Source organism: Mixta sp. BE291 (genome assembly GCF_031457955.1).
Classification (GTDB): Bacteria; Pseudomonadota; Gammaproteobacteria; order Enterobacterales; family Enterobacteriaceae; genus Mixta.
Genome location: NZ_JAVDXN010000005.1, coordinates 140228 through 160187 on the forward strand (window position 1 = coordinate 140228; position 19960 = coordinate 160187).

Sequence of the window (19960 nt, forward strand, 5' to 3'; positions counted from 1 at the left end):
ACGTAGACGGTGAGCGATACGGCGAGAGTCGTGCAATGCTCGCCGTTTTTTATCTGGAGCATCCCGTTGTGCTGCTATTGCTGGCTGCCCTGGCTATGATAGCGCACAGATAAACCAACGGGACAGCGAGATGATTGAAGCACAGCAGCAGATCGCATCTGCTTTTCAACAGGCAATGCAGCAGCAGGCCGCAGAAAAAAATATTGTTCTCGATGGACAGCAAAAGCAGCTTATCGCCCGTCTGGATGCGTTAATTGCGCCGCTGCTAACTCATGCGCCGCAGGTTCATCACGGCATCTATATTTGCGGCGAGCCGGGACGCGGAAAATCTTTTATCGCCGACGCCTTTTTTAACTGGGCGCCGCTGGCGCAGAAAAAGCGCGTACACTTTCACCTCTTTTTTCGCGAGCTGCATCAAATCATCGCCCGCGGCAGTACGATTGACGCGGCGATCGACGCCGCTATCGGGCGCTGTCAGCTGCTCTGTTTTGATGAGTTTCATCTGCACGATATCGGCGATGCGATGCTGATTAAACCGCTGCTGGAGCGGCTGTTTCAACGCGGCGTTTTGCTGGTCGCTACCTCAAACCATCCGCCGGAAAACCTGTTGGCTAATCCGCTTTATCATCAACGCTTTGTCTCGTCGATTGCGTTGATCAGAGCGCAGATGGAAGTCATCACGCTCACGGGAGAGAAAGATTACCGCACGCTGTGCCATGAGGCGCAGGGCGCGTTCAGGCTCGGCGGGCTATTGATTGCTGCCAGCCGGGCGCAGCGCCAACGGTTGGGTTTACCTGAAGCGGCAGCGGAGCCGTTGCCGTTAACGGTAGGATATCGCACCCTTGCCACGCTTTCGCCCGCCGGGACGTTTTTGCATTTCTCTTTCAGCGCGCTGTGCGAAGCGCCAACGGCGGTGATGGATTATTTACTGCTCTGTGAGCAATATCCGCAGTGGCTGATTGAGCACGTGCCGCCGCTCGCTCAGGTTTCACCGGCCGTTCAGCAGCGTTTTATCAACGTGATTGATGTGCTGTACGATCGTCAGTGTCGGCTGTTTCTCACCACGGATTGTGACCTGGCAACGCTGACGCAGGGCGTAGAGCTGGAGGATATTCAGCGCACCCGTAGCCGCCTGCAGGTGCTGCCGGTTTATCCAGCACAGGACGCATGATATTGCCGCTGCGCTTGCGTTACGAGTGAGTCAACTATACTGAAACCATCCACGCCTGTTCAGTCAAAGCCATTTATGCCGCTGTATTGGCTGAATAATAAAATCCTTAATCGTCTTAACGGCCTTTGTCGCCGTTCACCAGCAAGGAGAAGTTTCTGTTATGACCAGTCGACCACAGCCGCCGCAACCAGAACAGCAACAGGATGTCCCAGGCACTATTTTTGATATGCAGCCTGCACCGGATCATGGTGAAACCAGCTATAAAGGCTCAGGCCGCCTGGCGGGTAAAAAAGCGATTATTACCGGTGGTGATTCCGGTATTGGCCGCGCCGTCGCTATCGCCTATGCGCGTGAAGGGGCCGATGTGCTGATCTCTTACCTTGATGAGCATGAGGATGCCAGAGATACCGCGCGTTTGATTGAAGAAGCAGGGCAGAAAGCCGTGCTGGTGCCAGGCGATATTAGCGAAGCGGAACATTGTCGCCATATTATTCAGCAGGCGGTGAGCAATTTCGGACAGATCGATATTCTGGTGAATAATGCTGCTTTTCAGATGACCCGCGAGTCGCTGGATGAGATCAGCGATGAAGAGTTTGACCGTACGATGAAAACCAATATCTACGGCATGTCTATCTCTGCCGGGCGGCGGTGCCGCATATGCCTGCCGGTGCATCGATTATCAATACCGCCTCGGTGAATGCCGATCAGCCCAAACCGAAGCTGATCGCCTATTCCGCCACTAAAGCGGCGATCGTTAACTTCTCCGGCGGCCTGGCTGCGCTGCTGGCTGAAAAGGGCATTCGCTCTAATGTGGTAGCGCCAGGGCCGATCTGGACGCCGCTGATCCCCTCTACCATGCCCGCCGAGCAGGTGAAAAACCTGGGTAGCGAAGTGCCGTTGCAGCGCGTTGGTCAACCGGCTGAACTGGCGCCCGCCTATGTGATGCTGGCCAGCGATGAATCCAGCTACGTTTCTGGCTCTACCGTGGCGGTCACCGGTGGCGTGGCGGTGATTTGATCACCGAACGGCAGCCGTGCGCTGCCGTCCTTCAGCAGACGCAATCAGTTAAAGGGATATTCTCTTGCCAGCAGGCGCGCAATCACGTTAAGCGCGCCTTCATCATCATGGTTCTCGGTGCGGTAACGCGCCGCCGCCTTTACCGCATCCGTGGCGTTCGCCATCGCAAAGCTGTAGCCTGCATGACGCAGCATTTCGAGATCGTTGCCGCTATCGCCGATCGCCACCACTTCACAATCATCAATGCCCCAGCGCTGCTGTAGCAGGCTGATACCGTGCGCTTTATGCAGGCCGGGAATAATCAAATCCACAAAGCCGAAGCCGCTGGAAACCGGCTGCACGATATTATTCGCTGCGCTAAGCGCGGTGGTTAAGCGCTCAATCAGCGGCGTGACGCCTTCATGGGGCAGATTAAGGGAAAATTTAAAAATGGTGTCGTCGATGTTGTTGAGATCGTCGCATTTCTCCAGACGACGGTAATGGTTGGAGAGGAGCGCCACCACCTCATCCGGCATAGAGGGAGAAATATAGGCGCTGCGCTTGCCGCAGACCACGGTATGAATTTCCGGCTCACTGGCTAAAATGGCCAGCACCTGGCGGACATTTTCCGCGCTCAGTTCACCGCAAAACACTTCTTGATTCCGATCGCTGATCCAGGCGCCGTTTTCCGCGACAAAAGCAATTTCATCAGCGATATCAGGGAAATAGCTGTGCAGCTGATAATACTGATTGCCACTCGCCACCACGAAACGGATATCTCGTGCTTTCAGTTGGGCATACTGACGCAAAAAACGCGAGGTGTTATAACGCTTGGCGGAATCAAGAAACGTTCCGTCCATATCAACCGCAACCAATTTTACCGCCACCGGGTTCTCCTTCAGATAAAGATCGATTTTTACCGCCTCATGCCAGCAAACGCGGCGTGAGTCATTAACATTAATAATGACCAATAGTTAATCCAGTAACCATAATTTTAATCTGATATGCAGCCTGTGACAGCACAATGCGTTTGGCGGATTAAGTGCCAGAGGGGAAACAGGGGGGTATGTATAATGACTGGCGCTATACGCGGGCAGAAAAGGGGCGATGGCGAGAAGGGCATAGCGAATAAAGGGTAAAAAGCTGGCCAGGCCAACTTTTTACTTTTGCCACAGCAGGAATTTACTGAGCAATTAAAGCGTGCTGGCACGCATTGGTGTCCTGAGACAATTTGCTTTGGTCTGCTGCGGGCAATTTTTGCCAGATATTTATTACTTTATCGGCTGCGGTTTGGTTGAATTTAATACGCTGTAGCGCGTAGTCGTTATTACTGCCTTCAACAATACTACGCATTCTCTGGGCATAGTTATCGCTCTGCTGTGCCACCACACTACACAAGATCCCTGCATAGTACGCCTGATCTTCAGGATCAACATAAGTGACGTAGCGCCATGTCATGACACCCAGCACGCCCACTAACAATAAACCTATCCACTTCTTATACAAACGTCTGCTTCCTTTATTGCTGTTAGCCTGAAATATCGCTTTCAGGCCAGATTATAATATTTATTACCAGTATGCCAGGCTGCTTGCACGTTACCGGACTCACGCAGGCCAATAGCGACAGCTAATCAGCTGCGCCGTGGCTGGCCTGAAGCGCGGCTTCCATGGCGTCCAGCGCCGCCTTGTTTTCCAGCCCCCATTGGTACATTTGCTCAATCGGCTGAGCAAATTTCCAGCCCAGTTCGGTAAGCTGATATTCCACCTTCGGCGGCACGACATTATAGACATGACGCTGCACCAATCCACGCTGTTCAACCTCACGTAGCGTCTGAATCAGCATTTTTTTAGATATCCCTTGCAGGCTGCGCTGCAGCTCACCGGTACGGCATTTGCCGCCTGGCCAGTGATAAAGCGCGTGGATCACCATGGTGGTCCATTTCACCGCGAACAGCTCCATCAGCCGACGCGGTTCAGAATCGGCGTAAAAATATAATTTCCCATCAACCAGTGTTGGCATACGGTAACCTTTTGGTGACTATGACCCTAAAAGGTAACTACTACCAAAGCGGGCACCTTGTGTCTATAGTAGCGCCCTCGTAAATCAGGCCCGGCCTGAATGAATAGATGATGTAGCGGAGTTCACCTGTGAAAATTAACGCAATCATGGCGCACGCGGCGGATGCGCCGCTAACCTGTGACCAGATAACGCTGCGCGCCGTGCGCGAAGACGACGTCAAAATCGACATTCTTTACTGCGGCGTCTGCCATTCCGATCTGCATATGGCGCGCAATGAGTGGGGCGTCAGCCAGTATCCGCTGGTGCCGGGCCATGAAATTGTTGGGCGTATTACCGAAACCGGCGCGCAGGTTTCCGCTTTTCGTCCCGGCGATCTGGTGGGCGTGGGCGTGATGGTGGGGTCCTGCGGGCGCTGTGATTTCTGCCAACAGCAGGAAGAGCAATATTGCGAAGCGGGTTTTGTGCCGACCTACAACGGTACGGATCCGGTCAGCGGCGAGATAACGCGCGGCGGCTATGCGCAAAGCATGGTGGTTAACAGTAAGTTTGTGGTCCGCGTGCCGGAAAACCTCGACCTGAAAGCGGTGGCGCCGCTGCTTTGCGCCGGTGTCACCACCTGGTCGCCGCTGCGTCACTGGCAGGTAAAAGCGGGCGATAAGGTCGGCGTAATCGGGCTGGGCGGCTTAGGCCATATGGCGGTGAAATTTGCCGCGGCGCTGGGCGCAGAGGTCACGCTGTTTACCACCTCCGCCGGAAAAGAGCAGGATGCGCGTCGACTCGGTGCCCGTCATGTGGTGATTTCGCGCGATGCGGAGCAGATGGCCGCCTGGCAGCATCGCCTCGACTTTATTCTTGATTGCGTGGCAGCGCCTCATGATCTGAATCCTTACCTGAATACGCTGCGCGCCAACGGTCAGCTGGTGCTGGTGGGTATTCCGGAAAATCCGCATCCGGCGCCTGATATCACGCCGATGGTTTTCCGCCGTCTTAGCGTGAGCGGCACCTCTATCGGCAGTATTCGTGAAACGCAGGAGATGCTCGATTTCTGCGGCAGGCACAATATTACCGCTGACGTCGAGCTGATTAACGGCGATGAAGTGGAGCAGGCATTTGCGCGGATGCTTAAAAGCGATGTGAAGTACCGCTTTGTGATTGATATGCAGGCGACGCATTGGCGTAACGCCTGAGTGTCTGAAACTGCGGCCCGCAGCGGGATGCTTCAGGCCGCAGCAGCGGGTTAGCGGCGGTTGCGCCAGACGGTCTGCACGTTACAGAATTCATGCAGGCCAAAGTGCGACAGTTCGCGGCCAAAACCGCTTTTTTTCACGCCGCCGAAAGCAACGCGTGCATCGCTGGCGCTGTAGCCATTGATAAATACGCCGCCGCACTCCAGACGTTCCGCCATCTCTGAGGCTAACGCGTCGTTTGCGCTATAGATGGTCGCCATCAGGCCGAAGTCGCTGTCGTTAGCCAGCTGTAACGCATGTTCAGCATTATCCGCAACGGTAATCGCCGCCACCGGACCAAACATCTCCTGACGGAAAGCGGTCATCGTGGGCGTCACGTTGCCAAGCACGGTCGGCATATAATAGTTGCCTTCACCGGCCAGCTTATCACCGCCCGCCAGCAGCGTTGCGCCTTCCGCCAGCGTCGCCAGCACCTGCTGATGAAGCTCATCGCGCAGATCGTAACGCGCCATTGGGCCGATACGGTTTTCTTCCACGCGCGGATCGCCCATTTTCAGCTGGGCGACCGCCGCGACAAATTTTTCGCTAAAAGCATCGGCAATCTCGCGTTCGATAATAAAGCGCTTGGCTGCTGCGCAAACCTGTCCGGTATTCTGATAGCGTCCGGCAATCGCCGCCTGCACCGCCGCATCCAGATCGGCATCTTTCAGAACGATAAAGGGATCGGATCCGCCCAGTTCCAGCACGCACTTCTTCAGCGCCGCGCCGGCCTGCGCGCCGATAGCGGAACCCGCTCGGACGCTGCCGGTGACCGTGACCGCCGCGATGCGCGCATCGTTAATGGCCTGGCTGACGCCCCCGTTAGTGGCATTAATCACGCTGAACAGATGGGCAGGCAGACCGGCATCGTTGAACAGCGCTTCAATCAGCAGGGCGCACCCCATGACGTTTGGCGCATGCTTCAGCAGATAGCTGTTGCCCGCCAGCAAAATTGGCACGGCGCCGCGCAGCACCTGCCACAGCGGAAAGTTCCACGGCATCACCGCCAGCACCGGACCAAGCGGACGATACTCAATGACCGCCTGATTATTTTCCACCTGCGTCGGCTCGGTTGCCAGCATGGCAGGACCTTGCTCAGCGTACCAGTCGCAGAGCTGCGCCGATTTTTCTACCTCAGCGCGCGCCTGCAAAATCGGTTTGCCCATTTCTGCGGTGATCATCTGCGCCATCTCTTCGCTACGTGCGCGGATAGCAGCCGCCAGATCGCGCAGCTTTTGCGCACGCTGCGTCAGCGGCTGCTGTCGCCACTGCTGGAAAGCCTGATAGTTAGCGGCAATGGCCGCATCCACCTGCTGTTCGTCGCTGTAAGGACGGGCAGAAAGCACCTCGCCGTTGGCAGGGTTGCGCGAGATAGCATGCGTTTCAGGAGTAAATGACATAACCGTTCCTCAAATATTCTTGTTGCTGATGCGCTTACCTTAATGGCTACTGGCATTCATTAAAAGTGAATAATGCTGAGCGAGTTGATTCTGAAAAAAGAATGGATTATGCGATTTACACAACGGACAGTGTTCCACCGGGTTGCCACCCTAAGCCTGGCGCAGGCGTCAGCGGTTACCAGGTTGCTGACAACGCGGTTAGTTCGCATCTGGCAAAACGTTAAAATCGCTGGTTAACGGGCTTGTGCCGCGATAAAAACAGCCCGGCAAGCGGCCAGGCCAGAGTTTTCGCTACAGTAGAAAAACTTATCGATATGTTTGTCTGCGCTCAGGCGAGTAAGAAACTAACCGCCCTGAAAACAGGCGATATATTGCGGAAAGCGAGCGGAGTTTACGATTTCTTAACGGAAAAATAGTTAAGATTATGTTATGTTAATCGCGCACTGCTGGTGATGTGGCATTGTGCGCTTCAGTTTGCCATTTTGATGGCTTTTCCCTTTGCGGTATGGAAACACTTTCCCGACGCGTATTTACGGTCGGGCTTTTCATCGCGCTGCAGGGAAGGTCATGGCATCAGGCGTGACAGACAGATTCATTATTCCAGGCCGCTTCGGGCCAGTGAAGACGGCGTGCCGGACGATTGCCGGAACCGGGAACGCGCCAGGCTTTGGCCGGATCGCCTGCAACAAACTCCAGCGAAGGTGAGAAGTAGAACGGCAGCCAGCCGCCGTAACCACTTTCCCATTCCCAGCGTACCGGGCAGGGCCAGAGAATGCCATCTTCCAAAATATAATAAATCCATCGTCCGCTGGGACGACGGGGCTTACGATTTTTCATGGAATTCACAACGATGTTGGTAAGTGCAAGAACAGTTCATATTTTGACCTGTTTACTGCCAGATAGCAACCTGAGAGCCCAGGGTAAAGGCCACTTTTACGTACTCTTACCTGGCAGCCCTGCAAAGCAGCAGGGCGTAACCAGAAAGGCTTAGCGATGAACTTCACCACACAGCAGCACCGCGTTAGGGCGGCGTTGATGAATGCGCGCGGCCATGTGCTCGCAGGCGGCGCGGGTGGGATAAATATGTTCGGTAACCGGCAGGGCATCACAGGCGTCATGACCACAGGCGCTAACTAAAAGCACAAATCCAATCAACATTCTCAGCTCCTTTTGCGCGCCCGGCGTCGGGTTCTTTTTCGTCCGTCGTTAAGTATAGCTGATAAGGCTGTTTACGATTTGTTTACCTGAGCTTTGGCTGGTACTGAGGTTACCCTCAACAAAAAAACTAAGCATCATCTGACGTGGGCGCTGGCTTATTCTTCGCGCGCTTCAATAATAATTTCCGGCAGGCAGGCTTGTTCTGCATTTACCCGGCGAAACTCGGCCTGACCCTGATAAACATAAATACAGGCGCGGCCCTGAGCGCCGCCATCCTGCTCCTGCGACAGCGAAACGGTAACGGTTTCAGCCTGCGCGGCATGACTAAAAGATGCCAGTGCAAAGCACAGACATCCGGCCAGGCCTGAAGTGATTAGCGTGTGTTTCATAGCGGGCTACCTGAATATTTAGCGGTTCGGCATCGTGGTATGAGGCCGGTAAAATGCATTATTGGCGTTGGCGAAAATAAAAAAAGAGAGATTTATCTGATTCGGCATTATTTAACGTCGGGCTCACGTAAATAATGTGAGAGAGGATACCGCGCCGTGCCAAAGCGGAGCGGCATTCAGGCGGTAAGGCATTTGCGCAAAGCGGGCAAAACAGCGGCTGAGCGGGTGTTCAGGCGCGGTTTTTTATCGCCGTTTAGGCTAAACTCTGCCATTTCCCCCTTAATGACAGGAACGTTTTTATGTCGAATGAAATTGCTCATCCTTCCAGCAGCCCGAAACAGGCTGCGTTGCAGCTGGTGATTGAACTGGTTCGCGCTGGCAAACTCAGCCCGCTTCAGGGCGACGCCAGCAATATGATCTCTATTTATGAGCAGTTCAAAACGCATTTTGAGTCTGATAAGAAGAAAGACGCCTCGGATTCGGCGATTTCATGATAGCGGCTGCACGGAGCGCAAGCCCCGGCTGAAAGGTTAAGCGTTCCGCGCCGTTTCAGGCACGGAACGCAATTTTATTGCTGAGGTTTCTGAGCGTTGCGCATGGGCTGCGCACATGGAATATTGCCAGCGCTACACCGTGGCGCGCGCGGCGACAATACGACCTTCCGCCATCTGTACCGCACGGTCGCACATATGATCGATCACATCCGGGTCGTGGCTGACCAGCACCATGGTTAACCCATCCTGCTGCTTGAGCTGATTAAGCAGGTTCAGGATCTCCGCCTGCACCGACATATCCAGCGCCGAGGTCGGCTCATCCAGCAGCAGCACTTTCGGCTTTAACAGCAGCGCACGTACGATGGCGACGCGCTGACGCTGACCGCCAGAAAGCTGATGCGGATAGCGATCGGCCAGCGCTGGATCCAGCCCAACGTGGCGAAAGCCTGCGTTGATGCGATCGTTAATATTATCCTGCTTCAGCAGCGTTAACGGCTCCGCCAGCGTGCGGCGCAGCCGGTGACGCGGATGCAGCGACGCGTAGGGATCCTGAAACACCATCTGCACCTCGCGGCGCAAATCGCCGGTAAAGGTTTTACCCGGCAGCGCCTGATGCCCGGCCAGCTGCATCTCTCCCTGCCAGTGCGGATTCAGGCCCGCCATCACCCACAGCAGCGATGACTTGCCGCAGCCAGACGGCCCGACCAGCCCAAAGCATTCTCCGGCGTTCACCGTCAGCGACACATCGTGCACTACGGTGCGCAGATCGTAACCCTGGCGATGCGCCACGCTCAGATGTTGCAAATTAATCATGTTCCAGCTCCCTTGCCAGCGCGTCGCGATCCAGTACCGGCAGTGGCTGACCATGCGTGGCTTTGCTCGGTCGACACGACCAGAGCGTGCGCGTGTAAGGATGCGTGGCGCGCGGCAGCTCGGCGGCGGGCAACGTATCAAGCAGCTGGCCTTTATACATCACCATCACTCGTTCACAGTGTTCTGAAACCTGCTGCAAATCGTGGCTGATCAACAATAATCCCATGTTGCGTTCTTCCACCAGCCGCCGAATCAGCGCCAGCACCTGATCGCGCATGGCGTGATCGAGCGCGGAAGTGGGTTCATCGGCGATCAAAAATGGCGGATCGGCAATCAGCGCGATCGCTAACATAACGCGCTGTCCCATGCCGCCGGAAAGCTGATGCGGGTAACGCGATATCAGCTGCGCTGGCTGCGGCAGACCCACCGCCGCCAGCATATCGACGACCTTCTCCCGCCGCTCGGCGCGGCTCAGGCGATGGTGCAGCCGCAGCGGCTCCTCTACCTGCCAGCCAATGGTGCGCGTGGGATTCAGGGCATATTTAGGATCCTGCATCACCATCGCCAGTTCGCTGCCGCGCAGCTGGCTCCAGCGTTTTTCATTCAGCGTCAGCGCATCCCGACCCGCCACCTGGAGCTGACGCGCCTGTAAATGCAGGCCCGGTGCCAGCAGCCCCATCAGAGAACGCGCCGTCAGGGATTTACCGGAGCCCGATTCGCCCACCAGCGCCACGCGCTCGCGGCCCAGCGTAAAGCTGACCTGCTTCACCAGCGGCGTCACGCCGCTGTGAATCGTTAAATTATCAGCGATGATTAAAGGTTCAGTTGCCATGACGGGTATCCAGTCGGTCGCGCAGGCCGTCGCCTGTCAGGTTAAAGGCCAGGCTGGCGAACAAAATAGCGCCGCCGGGCGCGGCGGCCACCCACCACTGATCGAAAATCACTTTACTGCCTTCCGCCACCATCGAACCCCATTCGGCGGTAGGCGGCTGAACGCCCATGCCCAGGAAGCCGAGACCCGCGGCGGAAAGGATGATACCACCAAGGCTGAGCGCGGCACGTACCACTGCGCTGGGCAGACAGAGCGGCAGAATATGTCCAAACATCAGGCGCAGCCCGGTAATCCCCTGCATACGCGCGGCGGCCAGATAATCACTGCGGCGCAGCGCCAGCGTTTCGGCGCGCGCCTGACGCGCAAACGGCGGCCAGCTGGTTAACGCCAGCGCCAGCGCGCCGTTAAGCAAGCCGGGGCCAAGGATCGAAACCAGCGCCAGCGCAATCACCAGGTTAGGTAGCGACAGAAAGATATCGGTAATACGCATCAGCACGCGTTCGGTCCAGCCGCCAAGATAACCGGCCACAATGCCGATCAGCAGCCCGACCGGAATGGTCAGCACTAAAATCAGCGACACCAGCAACAGCGTTGGACGTGCGCCATAAATCACGCGCGACAGCAGGTCACGGCCAAAGCCGTCGGTACCAAACCAGTGGGCGGCGGAAGGGGGCAGCAAACGGGCGGAGATGGTTTGCGCATTGGGATCAAATGGCGCCAGCAGCGGTGCCAGCAGGGCGGTCAGCACCAGAATCGCCACCAGCGTAACGCCAATCTGAAGCGTCGTCAGCCGACGGCGACGCGGCGTCGGGGTGACAATTTCCGCATCGGATAAATGTTGTGTCATCGGGTTCTCGGATCGGTTAACCAGGTCAGCGCATCAACCAGCGCATTTAACAGCACAAAGCAGCCGCCGATCAGCAGCGTTGCGCCAAGGATGGCGGGCACGTCGGAGGCGAACAGCGCGGTGGTCAGATAGCGGCCCACGCCGGGCCAGGCGAAAACCGTTTCGGTTAATACCGAGCCTTCCAGCAGCGTGGCATAAGAAAGGCCCAGCACGGTAATCAGCGTGCCGCGTACGTTAGGGAAAATATGACACAGCAGGATACGCGTGCGGCTGGCGCCTTTTGCCCGTGCCAGCGTGACATATTCTTTGCCGTTTTCTTCCAGCAGCGCCGCACGCAGCAGGCGGGTAATCGCCGCCATCGACAGCATCCCCAGCACCACCACCGGCAGCCATAAATGCGCAATGGCGTTACGGAACATCTCTCTGTCGCCCGACAGCCAGCTGTCAATCAACACAAAGCCGGTTTTCGGCTCCAGCGTATAGACCCAAATATCATCCAGCCGCCCCGGCCCGGCGGACCAGTGCAGCACCGCATAAAACAGCAGCAGGCCCAGCAGACCGAGCCAGAACACCGGCACCGAATAGCCCAGCAGCGAAATCAAACGCGCCAGGTTATCCAGTACGCTGCCCGGCTTCCAGGCCGCCAGCAGCGCCAGCGTAATGCCAAAGAACGCGCCGAAGAACATGGCGCAGGTCGCCAGCTCTAACGTTGCAGGGAAGGTGCGCGCCAGATCGCTGGCGACCGGCTGGCCGGTGATATTGGACATGCCCAGTTCGCCGTGCGCCAGATGCGTCAGATAGCGCCAGAACTGCACCGGCAGCGGCTTATCCAACCCTAAATCGTGACGCACCTGCTGATAAGTGGATTCGCTGGCGTGATCGCCCGCCACCTGTAACACCGGATCAACCGGCGACAGGTGCGAAAGCATAAAGGTGAACGCTAACAGACCCAGCAACGTAACCAACAGCGAAAGCAGGCCGGTTACCAGATGACGGCCGCCGCGCCAGAATTGCCGGGCAAACCCGGCATGTGTTGCGCTGTATGCCATTACTTACTGACCTGGCTGTAGTAAACCATATCGGGGTTAATGCCCTGCACATAGCCCTTGAGATTGTCGCGTACGGCAATCAGGTTACGCGCCTGCAGCCCCACCACATAAGGGGAGTTTTTCATCACTTCGCGCTGCATCTCCTGATAAAGCGCAATGCGCTTCGCCGGATCGCTTTCTGCGGTGGCAGCCAGCGTTTTTTTGCTCAGCTCGGGGATATGCCAGTTAGAGCGCCAGGCCAGCGTGGTGCTGCCATTCTCCGGGTTATAGGCGAAAGCGGAGGCGTTGGTATTGGGATCAAAATAGTCTGCGCCCCAGGCGTTTAACGTGGCTTCATATTTATGTGCTTTAACGTTAGTTGACACTTCCGTGCTGAGGCCGGGGATCAGCTCCACCTTAATGCCGCCTTTAGCAAAGCTGGCCTGTAACGCCTGGGCGATATCCAGATAGGGCGGCTGATTGCTGACCACCAGCTTAAAGCTGACATCCTTCAGACCCGCTTTGGCTAAAATCTCTTTCGCTTTTTCCGGGTCATATTTATACGGCGTTTCATTCAGCGCGCCCGGGAAACCTTGCGGCAGGAACGACTGATGCACCTGGAATTGACCTCTCAGCAGATCGTCGGCAATGCCATGATAGTTAAACAGGTAACGTGCAGCCTGCCACAGCGCTGGATTTTTCAGCGCGGGCTTGGCGTCGATATTGAACTGAATGTAGTAGAGCGACGCCATCGGGATCGCCAGCGGCTTAACGCCCGGCTTGCCTTTCAGCGCGCTAATCTGATCGGCGCCCAGGTTACGGGCAATATCGGCATCGCCCTGTTCCAGCAGCAGACGACGGGTCGCCGCTTCCGGGACGTTTTTAATTAAGATGTTTTTCAGCTTCGGCGCATCGCCTGGCGACGTCGGATTAGCGGTTAACAGCACCACCTCATGCGGCACATAGCGGCGGATCTGGAAAGGACCGCTCCCGGCGGAATGGGTCGCCAGCCACTTATTGCCCAGATCGTTATTTTTCTGGTTAGCCAGCACGGTTTTGGCATCCACAATCGAGGAGACCGGCGCAGCCAGCAGGCTCAGCACATAGGCCGGGCTGACATCGGCCTGCCAGCTAATCTGCACGTGGCGATCGTCGATTTTTTTCAGCTGGCTATCCACATTCTCTTTGGTCCAACCCAACTGGGTGAGAATAAAGGAGGGATCGAGGTTCAGCTTCACCACGCGTGAAAGGGAGAACATCACATCTTCCGGGCGCACCGGGTTGCCGGAGGCGAAAGTAGCGCCGTCGCGCAGGGTCACGATCATGCTGCGGTTATCTTTACCCGCTTCCCAGCTGCTGGCCAGCGTAGGCTTCAGCTCGTTAGGGTTCTGCGGATCGGATTGCAACAGCCGTTGATAGAGATTGGTAAATGCCTGCACCGAGGTCAGTTCAAACCCTTCGGCCGGATCAAAGCTGTTGGCATCATCAATGGACTGGGCAATCACCAGCGTATCGGGAGGGGTCGCCGCGCTGGCAGCAAAGCTGGCGCTCAGAGCCAGCGTCAGAAGTGTGGGAGCAAAAATTTTCATGACGTTCCTTACCGTTTTTTTCGCGAGTGTAAGGGAACTATCTGGCAGGCTGATAGTAGATTATTCGCTATGCTTAGCAGAAAAAATTATAAGGCCGCTAAAATAGTTATAAAACTGATGCATCAGGCCTGCAGAACAAACCAGATCGAAGGCAGCAGCGCAATCAGATTATTAAGCATATGCAGCAATACCGGCAGTAGCAAACCGTTGGCGCGCAGGCGCGCATAGCACAGCAAAATGGAAAACAGCGTTAATACCGCCAGCGTTTGCCAGTGGATATATTGCGTATGCATCACGACGAACAGCAGCGAAGTCAGCAAAATCGAGGCAAAGCGGCTGCGTGGCGCCCATAGCAAAAAGGCCTGCAGTAAAAAACCGCGAAACAAAATCTCTTCAAAAATGGGCGCCAGCAACACGGCGGAGAGCAGCAGCATCCAGAGCGAAAACGGCGTCTGCTGCGTTTGATCCTCCAGCCAGCGCTCCGACGGTAAAAATTGCGTTTGCATCGCCATCAAACCCAGCAGCAGCAGCAAAAACAGCAGCGTTGTTTTCGGCGGCAGGCGGCCCAGCGGAATATCGCTGCGGCGTGTTTGATAAAAACGGTACAGCGGCCACAGCACGGCAAATTCAAACAGGCAAAGCACCGGCACCAGCAGCCCTTTTTGTTGTAGCGCGGCGTAATTAGGAAACCAGGTAATCGCGATGGTAATCAGGTAATAAAGAGCAAAACTGCCGAGGTAAAACAGCGTCAGAAGGACTCTGTCATGTTGGCTTTTCATGAGTGACGGATACCAAAAAAAGGAAGGAGGGGAGTGTAACAACCGCCTGGATCGCTGTCGAGATGCCGACAGAGGCTCGCTTTTTCGCTAAATAGTCGCCGTCACAGGCCGATAAGCTTTGTAAGCGTGAAAAAAGCAGGAGCATACGCCGCGCCGCGATAGTCGCTGCGTAATCAATAGCGGAGGTTGTAATAAACGCACTATTACCGGGGCTTTGTGAATGAACTTACCTTCTTTATTACCTTTTAATCTTCGTACTGCGGAAACGCCTGCGACGCTTTTTACGCGTCGAACGCTGTTGGTGCTGGGCTGTATGCTGGCCACCATCCTGTTAACCACCGCCGTAATGATTATCGCTATCGCTATGCGGCAAAACAGTACTGCGCTGGCCCAGGAGAAATTCCTGCTGCGTAACGCCTGGCAGGATCGCCAGCAGGCCATCCTCACCGATATTCGTGACTATGCCTTTTGGGGCGAGGCCTGGAATCACCTGCATCTGCAGGTGGATAAAGAGTGGGCCTTTACCCAGCAAAACTTCGGGCCGGGTTTATTCCAGGAATACCATTATGAAGGGGTATTTGTGGTGGATGGCACGGGGCGCACGCGCTATGCGGTGATTAACGGTCAGCTTTCTGAAATGCAGCTGGAGAGCTGGCTTGACAGAAAAAGTATGATCATCGTCGAGCAGGCGCAAGCGCTTATCAGCAATGAAAAGGCGCTGGTGAAAAATACGCGCGTTGGCGGATCGCCAGCCATTGTTGCCGCCGCGCCGATTACCACCGGCAAAGTCCCAGGGTTGGGGACCATCCCAGGCCCGCCGTCGGTGATGGTATTTGTCGATCGCTATACGCCCAATAAGCTGCTGGAGCTGGGTAACAGCATCGGCATCAGCGATATGCGCCTTGCATCGCCGCAGCCCGCTTCATCCGGCGGCCTGACGCTGCAGATAGATCAAAGTGAGCCAGTACGCATCGCCTGGGACAGCAGCGAACCGGGTTATCGTCTGTTGATTGTTACCGTGCCGCTGTTAATGTTGACCATGCTGATGCTGGGCATCATTTCCCGACGGGTGATTCGTCACGCGATGGATAACGCCCGGCTTTCCGACTGGCGCTTTGAACAGCTGAGGCAGAGCCAGCAAGAGCTGAGCGACAGCGAAGCGCGTTTTCGTGATGTGGCGGAAGCCTCTTCGGACTGGATATGGGAAACCGACGCCCGCGGCGTGCTGACCTATCTCTCTGCGCGTTTTATGGCGGTAACCGGCTATGACATCGCGGTACAGCTTGGCAAACCGATCGATTGCCTGCTGGTGAGCAGTAGCCAGCCTGTTTCCGAGTGGATGCAGCGGCAACACAGCGGGAGCGATCGCCGGACGTTGCGCTGCCATTATCATTCGGCGCAGGGCGCAGAGCGTATCTGTAGTCTGGTGGCGAAGCCGATAGAGGTACAGGGCAGAAGAATCGGTTTTCGCGGCACCGTTTCCGATATTACGCTGGAAGTCGAAGCTCAGGCGCGTATCCAGTATCTTTCGCAGCACGATACGCTGACGGGGTTACCGAACCGTCACCGTATGAATGAATTTCTTAGTGGCAAGCTTCAGGCGCAGCCCACCCGAGAACAACCGCTGGTGATGTTTAGCGTCGATCTCGATCACTTTAAGCCGATTAACGATCTTTACGGTCATGCTGCGGGCGATCGGGTATTAAATGAGGTATCGCAACGCTTACGCGTTTGTCTTGGCAAAGAGGATTTGCTGTCGCGTCAGGGCGGCGATGAGTTTATTTTGCTACTAAGCGGCCTGACCAGCCATGAGGAAATCGAAGCGCGCTGCCGTTGCCTGATGGATGAGATCCATAAACCGTTCAAGGTGGCGGGGCAGGTCATGCATGTTGGCGCCTCTATTGGTATTGCGCGTGCGCCACACGATGCATTACAGCCGGAAGAGCTGCTCAGAATGGCCGATATCGCTCTTTATCAGTCGAAAAATTTGGGACGCAACCGCTGGGTCTATTATTCACCAGAGATGTCCGAGCAGCTGGTGCAGCGCCGTGAAATGGAGCGCGCGCTAAGCCAGGCGGTGGTACGCGATGAGCTGCGCCTGTTTTATCAGCCGCGCTATTCGCTGCAAAGCGGCGGAATGGACGGCGCGGAAGCCCTGCTGCGCTGGCAACCATCACCGCCTGCGCTGGTGATGCCCGATAGTTTTATTCCGCTGGCGGAAGAGACCGGGCTGATCATCCCGCTCAGCGACTGGGTGCTGCAACGCGCCTGCCGCGATGCGCTGGGCTGGCCGAAACCCTTTTATGTTTCTGTTAATATTTCGCCTGTGGAGTTTTGTCGTGGCGATCTGGCCGAGCGTGTGGCAAAGGCTTTGCAGATCAGCGGGTTGCCTGCTGAGCGCCTTGAACTGGAAATCACGGAAAATGTCACGCTGGAAAAGCCGGATAAAGTGCTGCTGATTATGCAGCGGCTTAAGGCGCTTGGCGTACGGTTAACGGTGGATGACTTTGGCTCAGGCTATGCCTCGCTGGGTTATCTGAAAACCTTCCCGTTTGATGGCCTGAAAATGGATCGTTCTTATATGAAGGATTTCCCGCATTCACAGCAGGCGCACTCAATCGTTAATGGCATTATCGGCCTGGGTAAAGCCTTCTCGTTGGTGATTACTGCCGAAGGGATTGAAAATGCGGAGCAGTTCGCCGAGTTGCAGGCGATCGCTTGTGATGAAGGGCAGGGCTACTATCTGGGTCGTCCGATGCCAGCTGCGGATTTCGCCCGCCTGCTGGAAACCGCACAGCACGAGATCAATGAAACGGGCCAGCCAGGCTGACCCGTGAGACGCTTAACGGACGCGGATGGCCACGCAGGTCATCAGCACCGCAAAGCCGATAAAAACAACCAGCTCCATACGTCACCTCCTAAGAATAATCTTAGGAAATTATACGAATGGAGTGGGTGAAATTTGCGCAATATGTGCCTTTTTTATGAAGTGGATCACATTTTTCTGCGGGGTACCTCTTTCTGTACGTGCCAGACAATCTGTTAGGCTTTAAGGTCGAATGCTGAACGAATAAGCCAAAGAGGAGAGGTACGGTGAAATTTTACGGAAAGAGCGCGCTGCTTATCGCACTTTTTACGCTGGCGGCCTGTCAGCATGGGCAAAAAAGCAGCGATAATGCTGTGGTGAGCGATCCGGATGCCGATCGCTGTGGCGCATCTGCTTATCAGAATTATGTCGGGCAGCCGTTATCGGCGCTCAGCAAGCTGCAGTTTGAACATCCGGTGCGGGCGATTCCTTATCACTCGGCGGTGACAATGGATTTCAACCTTAACCGGCTGAATTTCCTTGGCGATAAAGACAACCTGATTACCCGCGTTTACTGCGGCTAGCACGGCAAGCGTATTGCAACCAGTTTATCGTGCCGCTGTCACGCTGCTGTCATTATTACCCGGCAGGATACAGGGAAACAGAATGATCTCCCCGTCATATAACACTGCAATGCTCGTCTTATTCATCCCGTCGCGTGCGGGATTTTTTTTGCCTCTCTTTTACCGCAGGATGCAGTGCGTTCACGATCGGCTACGCTTGAAAAAAACGGTGTGTAACCGTTGAAGTAATGGCAATCGTGGGAGCAGGGAACATGCAAAATAATATTGAGGTGATCGAGGCCACGGCCGATTTGCTGACGGCGTTACAGTCGCTGGACTATCGCTTTACCGTTACCCAGGAGCTGGAGGCGGTGTTCGATCGTCCGGTGCGTGATGGGCTTTATAACGTCGCGCCACGCGAAAAAAATTATTTCAATAATCCACAGCAGTTCAGCGGTTTGCTTAACAACCGCGACGGCGCGCTGTATATCGCGTTGGCGGCAGGGCAGCCTGCGGGTTATCTGGCGGTAAGCCGTAACTGGAATGGCCTGGCGCTGGTTGACGATCTCGCCGTTGACGCCGCTTTTCGGCGTAGCGGCTGCGGCTGCGCGCTATTGCAGCGGGCCATCAGCTGGGCGCAGGGACAACAGCTGGCGGGCGTGACGCTGGAAACGCAAAATACCAATGTGGCTGCCTGCCTGCTGTATGAAAAAATGGGTTTTGAACTGGGCGGCATCGATCGCCAGCTCTATCGGGCGCTGCATGCGCATCCGGCGGAAACCGCCCTTTACTGGTATCTCTGGTTCAGCCGGACGCGTTATTAACCGTTGCCGAAGGATTCTCATTAATACGCCAGCGACTAGGGGAGGTCGGCGGTGCCGCTCATCAGCTGCGCCAGCACATTGCGATAGCTTTGCAGCACACTTTCATCTTTTTCCAAATCCAGCTTTTTAATCACACTCGCTATCAGCGCTTTATCGGTAGTGGGTTGGCCAGCCTGCATCAGTTCGGTCATGATAATCGCTAACAGCTCCGCTTCTTTTGGGGCGTGCCACGCCGGGCTATTGAAATAGTCGGTTATTGCCCGGCCAGCGCTGGTGGATTGTGTTCGCATTCTCAACCTCCAAAAACGCAGCATCGATCCGCGCTAACGCAGAGCGATAGATGAAAGCCTGCCCGCATCGGGCAAATAATGAAGCGTCGCCGCTGCCGATAAAATCGGCTATTTTTTAAACATAGAAGCGCGTGGAGGAAAAGTCAGTAACAATCTGAAATATTTTTAGCGCTGGTTAAAATCCTGCTTGCATTACCTGTTCGATTATGCGTTAATGCACCGTCGGTTTGTTAAAACAGAACCGGGTATGCGAGCAGTTTTAGTAAAGCAGTCTGCAGTGTAAGAGTTATCTCTGATATCCCTTCTTCAGTATCGCCTTCCTGAGTGCCCCATAACATCTGTACACCGACCTGTTGCCCTCAGGGCGTTAATATCGAATGAAGGAAAGACAAATGTCTGCAAAACTGACTGGTTTAGTAAAATGGTTCAACGCTGAGAAAGGTTTCGGCTTTATTTCTCCGGCTGACGGCAGCAAAGACGTGTTCGTACACTTCTCTGCAATCCAGAACCAGGGTTTCAAAACGCTGGAAGAAGGTCAGAACGTTGAGTTCACCATCGAAAACGGCCCGAAAGGCCCAGCTGCTGCTAACGTAAACGTACGCTAAGCTGACAGAATTCAAAAAACCCGCCTTAATGGCGGGTTTTTTATTATCTTTTTTCCAGAAAAATAACCCCGAACAGACACGCTGTTCAGGGCCGGGTTAATTACCACAGTAGACGTTGTGGCAATGAAAA

At 55.3% G+C, this 19960-nt stretch carries 21 protein-coding genes and 1 pseudogene; 8 read left to right on the plus strand and 14 right to left on the minus strand.

Going from position 1 to position 19960, the window contains the following annotated elements; genetic code table 11:
• The first annotated feature begins 130 nt into the window (after positions 1-130).
• Both zapE and J2X14_RS13175 read left to right on the plus strand, forming a co-directional pair.
• Entirely contained in the window at positions 131-1171 is a 1041-nt protein-coding gene (gene zapE, locus J2X14_RS13170; protein ID WP_352411652.1) for a cell division protein ZapE, read from the plus strand.
• A 160-nt stretch (positions 1172-1331) separates the two neighbouring features.
• Positions 1332-2188 (plus strand): annotated as a pseudogene (locus J2X14_RS13175) (glucose 1-dehydrogenase).
• A gap of 44 nt (positions 2189-2232) precedes the next feature.
• On the opposite strand, the gene J2X14_RS13180 reads toward J2X14_RS13175, so the two are convergent.
• The 3 genes from J2X14_RS13180 to J2X14_RS13190 all read right to left on the minus strand — a co-directional run bounded on the left by J2X14_RS13180 (position 2233) and on the right by J2X14_RS13190 (position 4187).
• On the minus strand, positions 2233-3054 hold the full coding sequence (locus J2X14_RS13180) for a Cof-type HAD-IIB family hydrolase (protein ID WP_352411882.1): 822 nt from the start codon (positions 3052-3054) through the stop codon (positions 2233-2235).
• 295 nt (positions 3055-3349) lie between these two features.
• The gene (locus J2X14_RS13185) at positions 3350-3673 is read right to left on the minus strand and encodes a hypothetical protein (protein ID WP_352411653.1); all 324 of its coding nucleotides are present in this window, start codon (positions 3671-3673) and stop codon (positions 3350-3352) included.
• A gap of 121 nt (positions 3674-3794) precedes the next feature.
• The gene (locus J2X14_RS13190; protein WP_352411654.1) at positions 3795-4187 is read right to left on the minus strand and encodes a winged helix-turn-helix transcriptional regulator; all 393 of its coding nucleotides are present in this window, start codon (positions 4185-4187) and stop codon (positions 3795-3797) included.
• 128 nt (positions 4188-4315) lie between these two features.
• On the opposite strand from J2X14_RS13190, the gene J2X14_RS13195 reads away from it, so the two are divergent.
• Positions 4316-5374 (plus strand): NAD(P)-dependent alcohol dehydrogenase, encoded by a 1059-nt coding sequence (locus J2X14_RS13195; protein ID WP_352411655.1) that lies wholly within the window; start codon positions 4316-4318, stop codon positions 5372-5374.
• Positions 5375-5424: 50 nt separating this feature from the next.
• Here the strand turns inward: J2X14_RS13195 and sad are convergent, their stop codons facing one another.
• The 4 genes from sad to J2X14_RS13215 all read right to left on the minus strand — a co-directional run bounded on the left by sad (position 5425) and on the right by J2X14_RS13215 (position 8360).
• Entirely contained in the window at positions 5425-6813 is a 1389-nt protein-coding gene (sad, locus tag J2X14_RS13200; RefSeq protein ID WP_352411656.1) for a succinate-semialdehyde dehydrogenase, read from the minus strand.
• Positions 6814-7386: 573 nt separating this feature from the next.
• Positions 7387-7650 (minus strand): hypothetical protein, encoded by a 264-nt coding sequence (locus J2X14_RS13205; protein WP_352411657.1) that lies wholly within the window; start codon positions 7648-7650, stop codon positions 7387-7389.
• 150 nt (positions 7651-7800) lie between these two features.
• Positions 7801-7971 carry a hypothetical protein gene (locus J2X14_RS13210; RefSeq protein WP_249893730.1) on the minus strand — a complete coding sequence of 57 codons (171 nt, stop codon included), beginning with the start codon at positions 7969-7971 and terminating at the stop codon, positions 7801-7803.
• Between the two features lie 155 nt (positions 7972-8126).
• Positions 8127-8360, minus strand: a complete 234-nt coding sequence (locus J2X14_RS13215; protein WP_352411658.1) for a hypothetical protein — start codon at positions 8358-8360, stop codon at positions 8127-8129.
• Positions 8361-8659: 299 nt separating this feature from the next.
• On the opposite strand from J2X14_RS13215, the gene J2X14_RS13220 reads away from it, so the two are divergent.
• Positions 8660-8854, plus strand: a complete 195-nt coding sequence (locus J2X14_RS13220) for a hypothetical protein (protein WP_085067772.1) — start codon at positions 8660-8662, stop codon at positions 8852-8854.
• 132 nt (positions 8855-8986) lie between these two features.
• On the opposite strand, the gene J2X14_RS13225 is transcribed toward J2X14_RS13220, so the two are convergent.
• The 6 genes from J2X14_RS13225 to J2X14_RS13250 all read right to left on the minus strand — a co-directional run bounded on the left by J2X14_RS13225 (position 8987) and on the right by J2X14_RS13250 (position 14742).
• A complete protein-coding gene (locus J2X14_RS13225) occupies positions 8987-9667 on the minus strand; it encodes an ABC transporter ATP-binding protein (protein ID WP_352411659.1) in 681 nt (226 codons plus the stop codon).
• Positions 9660-10499 (minus strand): ABC transporter ATP-binding protein, encoded by an 840-nt coding sequence (locus J2X14_RS13230; protein WP_352411660.1) that lies wholly within the window; start codon positions 10497-10499, stop codon positions 9660-9662. Before J2X14_RS13230 ends, J2X14_RS13225 begins: the two co-directional genes overlap by 8 nt.
• Entirely contained in the window at positions 10489-11346 is an 858-nt protein-coding gene (locus J2X14_RS13235) for an ABC transporter permease (protein ID WP_352411661.1), read from the minus strand. The genes J2X14_RS13230 and J2X14_RS13235 overlap by 11 nt, the downstream gene beginning before the upstream one ends.
• Positions 11343-12395, minus strand: a complete 1053-nt coding sequence (locus tag J2X14_RS13240) for an ABC transporter permease (RefSeq protein WP_352411662.1) — start codon at positions 12393-12395, stop codon at positions 11343-11345. Before J2X14_RS13240 ends, J2X14_RS13235 begins: the two co-directional genes overlap by 4 nt.
• Positions 12395-13963: an ABC transporter substrate-binding protein gene (locus J2X14_RS13245; RefSeq protein ID WP_352411663.1), complete on the minus strand. Its 1569-nt coding sequence runs from the start codon at positions 13961-13963 to the stop codon at positions 12395-12397. Before J2X14_RS13245 ends, J2X14_RS13240 begins: the two co-directional genes overlap by 1 nt.
• 122 nt (positions 13964-14085) lie before the next feature.
• On the minus strand, positions 14086-14742 hold the full coding sequence (locus tag J2X14_RS13250; RefSeq protein WP_352411664.1) for a CPBP family intramembrane glutamic endopeptidase: 657 nt from the start codon (positions 14740-14742) through the stop codon (positions 14086-14088).
• A gap of 220 nt (positions 14743-14962) precedes the next feature.
• On the opposite strand from J2X14_RS13250, the gene J2X14_RS13255 reads away from it, so the two are divergent.
• The 3 genes from J2X14_RS13255 to J2X14_RS13265 all read left to right on the plus strand — a co-directional run bounded on the left by J2X14_RS13255 (position 14963) and on the right by J2X14_RS13265 (position 18935).
• The gene (locus tag J2X14_RS13255) at positions 14963-17572 is read left to right on the plus strand and encodes a bifunctional diguanylate cyclase/phosphodiesterase (protein ID WP_352411665.1); all 2610 of its coding nucleotides are present in this window, start codon (positions 14963-14965) and stop codon (positions 17570-17572) included.
• A 263-nt stretch (positions 17573-17835) separates the two neighbouring features.
• Entirely contained in the window at positions 17836-18132 is a 297-nt protein-coding gene (locus J2X14_RS13260) for an I78 family peptidase inhibitor (protein ID WP_352411666.1), read from the plus strand.
• Positions 18133-18383: 251 nt separating this feature from the next.
• Positions 18384-18935: a GNAT family N-acetyltransferase gene (locus tag J2X14_RS13265; protein ID WP_352411667.1), complete on the plus strand. Its 552-nt coding sequence runs from the start codon at positions 18384-18386 to the stop codon at positions 18933-18935.
• Between the two features lie 35 nt (positions 18936-18970).
• Here the strand turns inward: J2X14_RS13265 and J2X14_RS13270 are convergent, their stop codons facing one another.
• The gene (locus tag J2X14_RS13270; protein WP_352411668.1) at positions 18971-19225 is read right to left on the minus strand and encodes a biofilm development regulator YmgB/AriR family protein; all 255 of its coding nucleotides are present in this window, start codon (positions 19223-19225) and stop codon (positions 18971-18973) included.
• A gap of 392 nt (positions 19226-19617) precedes the next feature.
• On the opposite strand from J2X14_RS13270, the gene cspE reads away from it, so the two are divergent.
• A complete protein-coding gene (gene cspE, locus J2X14_RS13275) occupies positions 19618-19830 on the plus strand; it encodes a transcription antiterminator/RNA stability regulator CspE (protein WP_103058889.1) in 213 nt (70 codons plus the stop codon).
• The last annotated feature ends 130 nt before the right edge of the window (positions 19831-19960 follow it).

What these genes read in the sequence shown, in the direction of transcription:
- zapE (WP_352411652.1), top strand. Translation starts at nt 131, where the DNA reads ATGATTGAAGCACAGCAGCAGATCGCATCTGCTTTTCAACAGGCAATG.
- J2X14_RS13270 (WP_352411668.1), bottom strand. Translation starts at nt 19,225, where the DNA reads ATGCGAACACAATCCACCAGCGCTGGCCGGGCAATAACCGACTATTTC.
- J2X14_RS13265 (WP_352411667.1), top strand. Translation starts at nt 18,384, where the DNA reads ATGCAAAATAATATTGAGGTGATCGAGGCCACGGCCGATTTGCTGACG.
- J2X14_RS13230 (WP_352411660.1), bottom strand. Translation starts at nt 10,499, where the DNA reads ATGGCAACTGAACCTTTAATCATCGCTGATAATTTAACGATTCACAGC.
- J2X14_RS13235 (WP_352411661.1), bottom strand. Translation starts at nt 11,346, where the DNA reads ATGACACAACATTTATCCGATGCGGAAATTGTCACCCCGACGCCGCGT.
- J2X14_RS13210 (WP_249893730.1), bottom strand. Translation starts at nt 7,971, where the DNA reads ATGTTGATTGGATTTGTGCTTTTAGTTAGCGCCTGTGGTCATGACGCC.
- cspE (WP_103058889.1), top strand. Translation starts at nt 19,618, where the DNA reads ATGTCTGCAAAACTGACTGGTTTAGTAAAATGGTTCAACGCTGAGAAA.
- J2X14_RS13245 (WP_352411663.1), bottom strand. Translation starts at nt 13,963, where the DNA reads ATGAAAATTTTTGCTCCCACACTTCTGACGCTGGCTCTGAGCGCCAGC.
- J2X14_RS13240 (WP_352411662.1), bottom strand. Translation starts at nt 12,395, where the DNA reads ATGGCATACAGCGCAACACATGCCGGGTTTGCCCGGCAATTCTGGCGC.
- J2X14_RS13190 (WP_352411654.1), bottom strand. Translation starts at nt 4,187, where the DNA reads ATGCCAACACTGGTTGATGGGAAATTATATTTTTACGCCGATTCTGAA.
- sad (WP_352411656.1), bottom strand. Translation starts at nt 6,813, where the DNA reads ATGTCATTTACTCCTGAAACGCATGCTATCTCGCGCAACCCTGCCAAC.
- J2X14_RS13220 (WP_085067772.1), top strand. Translation starts at nt 8,660, where the DNA reads ATGTCGAATGAAATTGCTCATCCTTCCAGCAGCCCGAAACAGGCTGCG.
- J2X14_RS13205 (WP_352411657.1), bottom strand. Translation starts at nt 7,650, where the DNA reads ATGAAAAATCGTAAGCCCCGTCGTCCCAGCGGACGATGGATTTATTAT.
- J2X14_RS13250 (WP_352411664.1), bottom strand. Translation starts at nt 14,742, where the DNA reads ATGAAAAGCCAACATGACAGAGTCCTTCTGACGCTGTTTTACCTCGGC.
- J2X14_RS13255 (WP_352411665.1), top strand. Translation starts at nt 14,963, where the DNA reads ATGAACTTACCTTCTTTATTACCTTTTAATCTTCGTACTGCGGAAACG.
- J2X14_RS13225 (WP_352411659.1), bottom strand. Translation starts at nt 9,667, where the DNA reads ATGATTAATTTGCAACATCTGAGCGTGGCGCATCGCCAGGGTTACGAT.
- J2X14_RS13215 (WP_352411658.1), bottom strand. Translation starts at nt 8,360, where the DNA reads ATGAAACACACGCTAATCACTTCAGGCCTGGCCGGATGTCTGTGCTTT.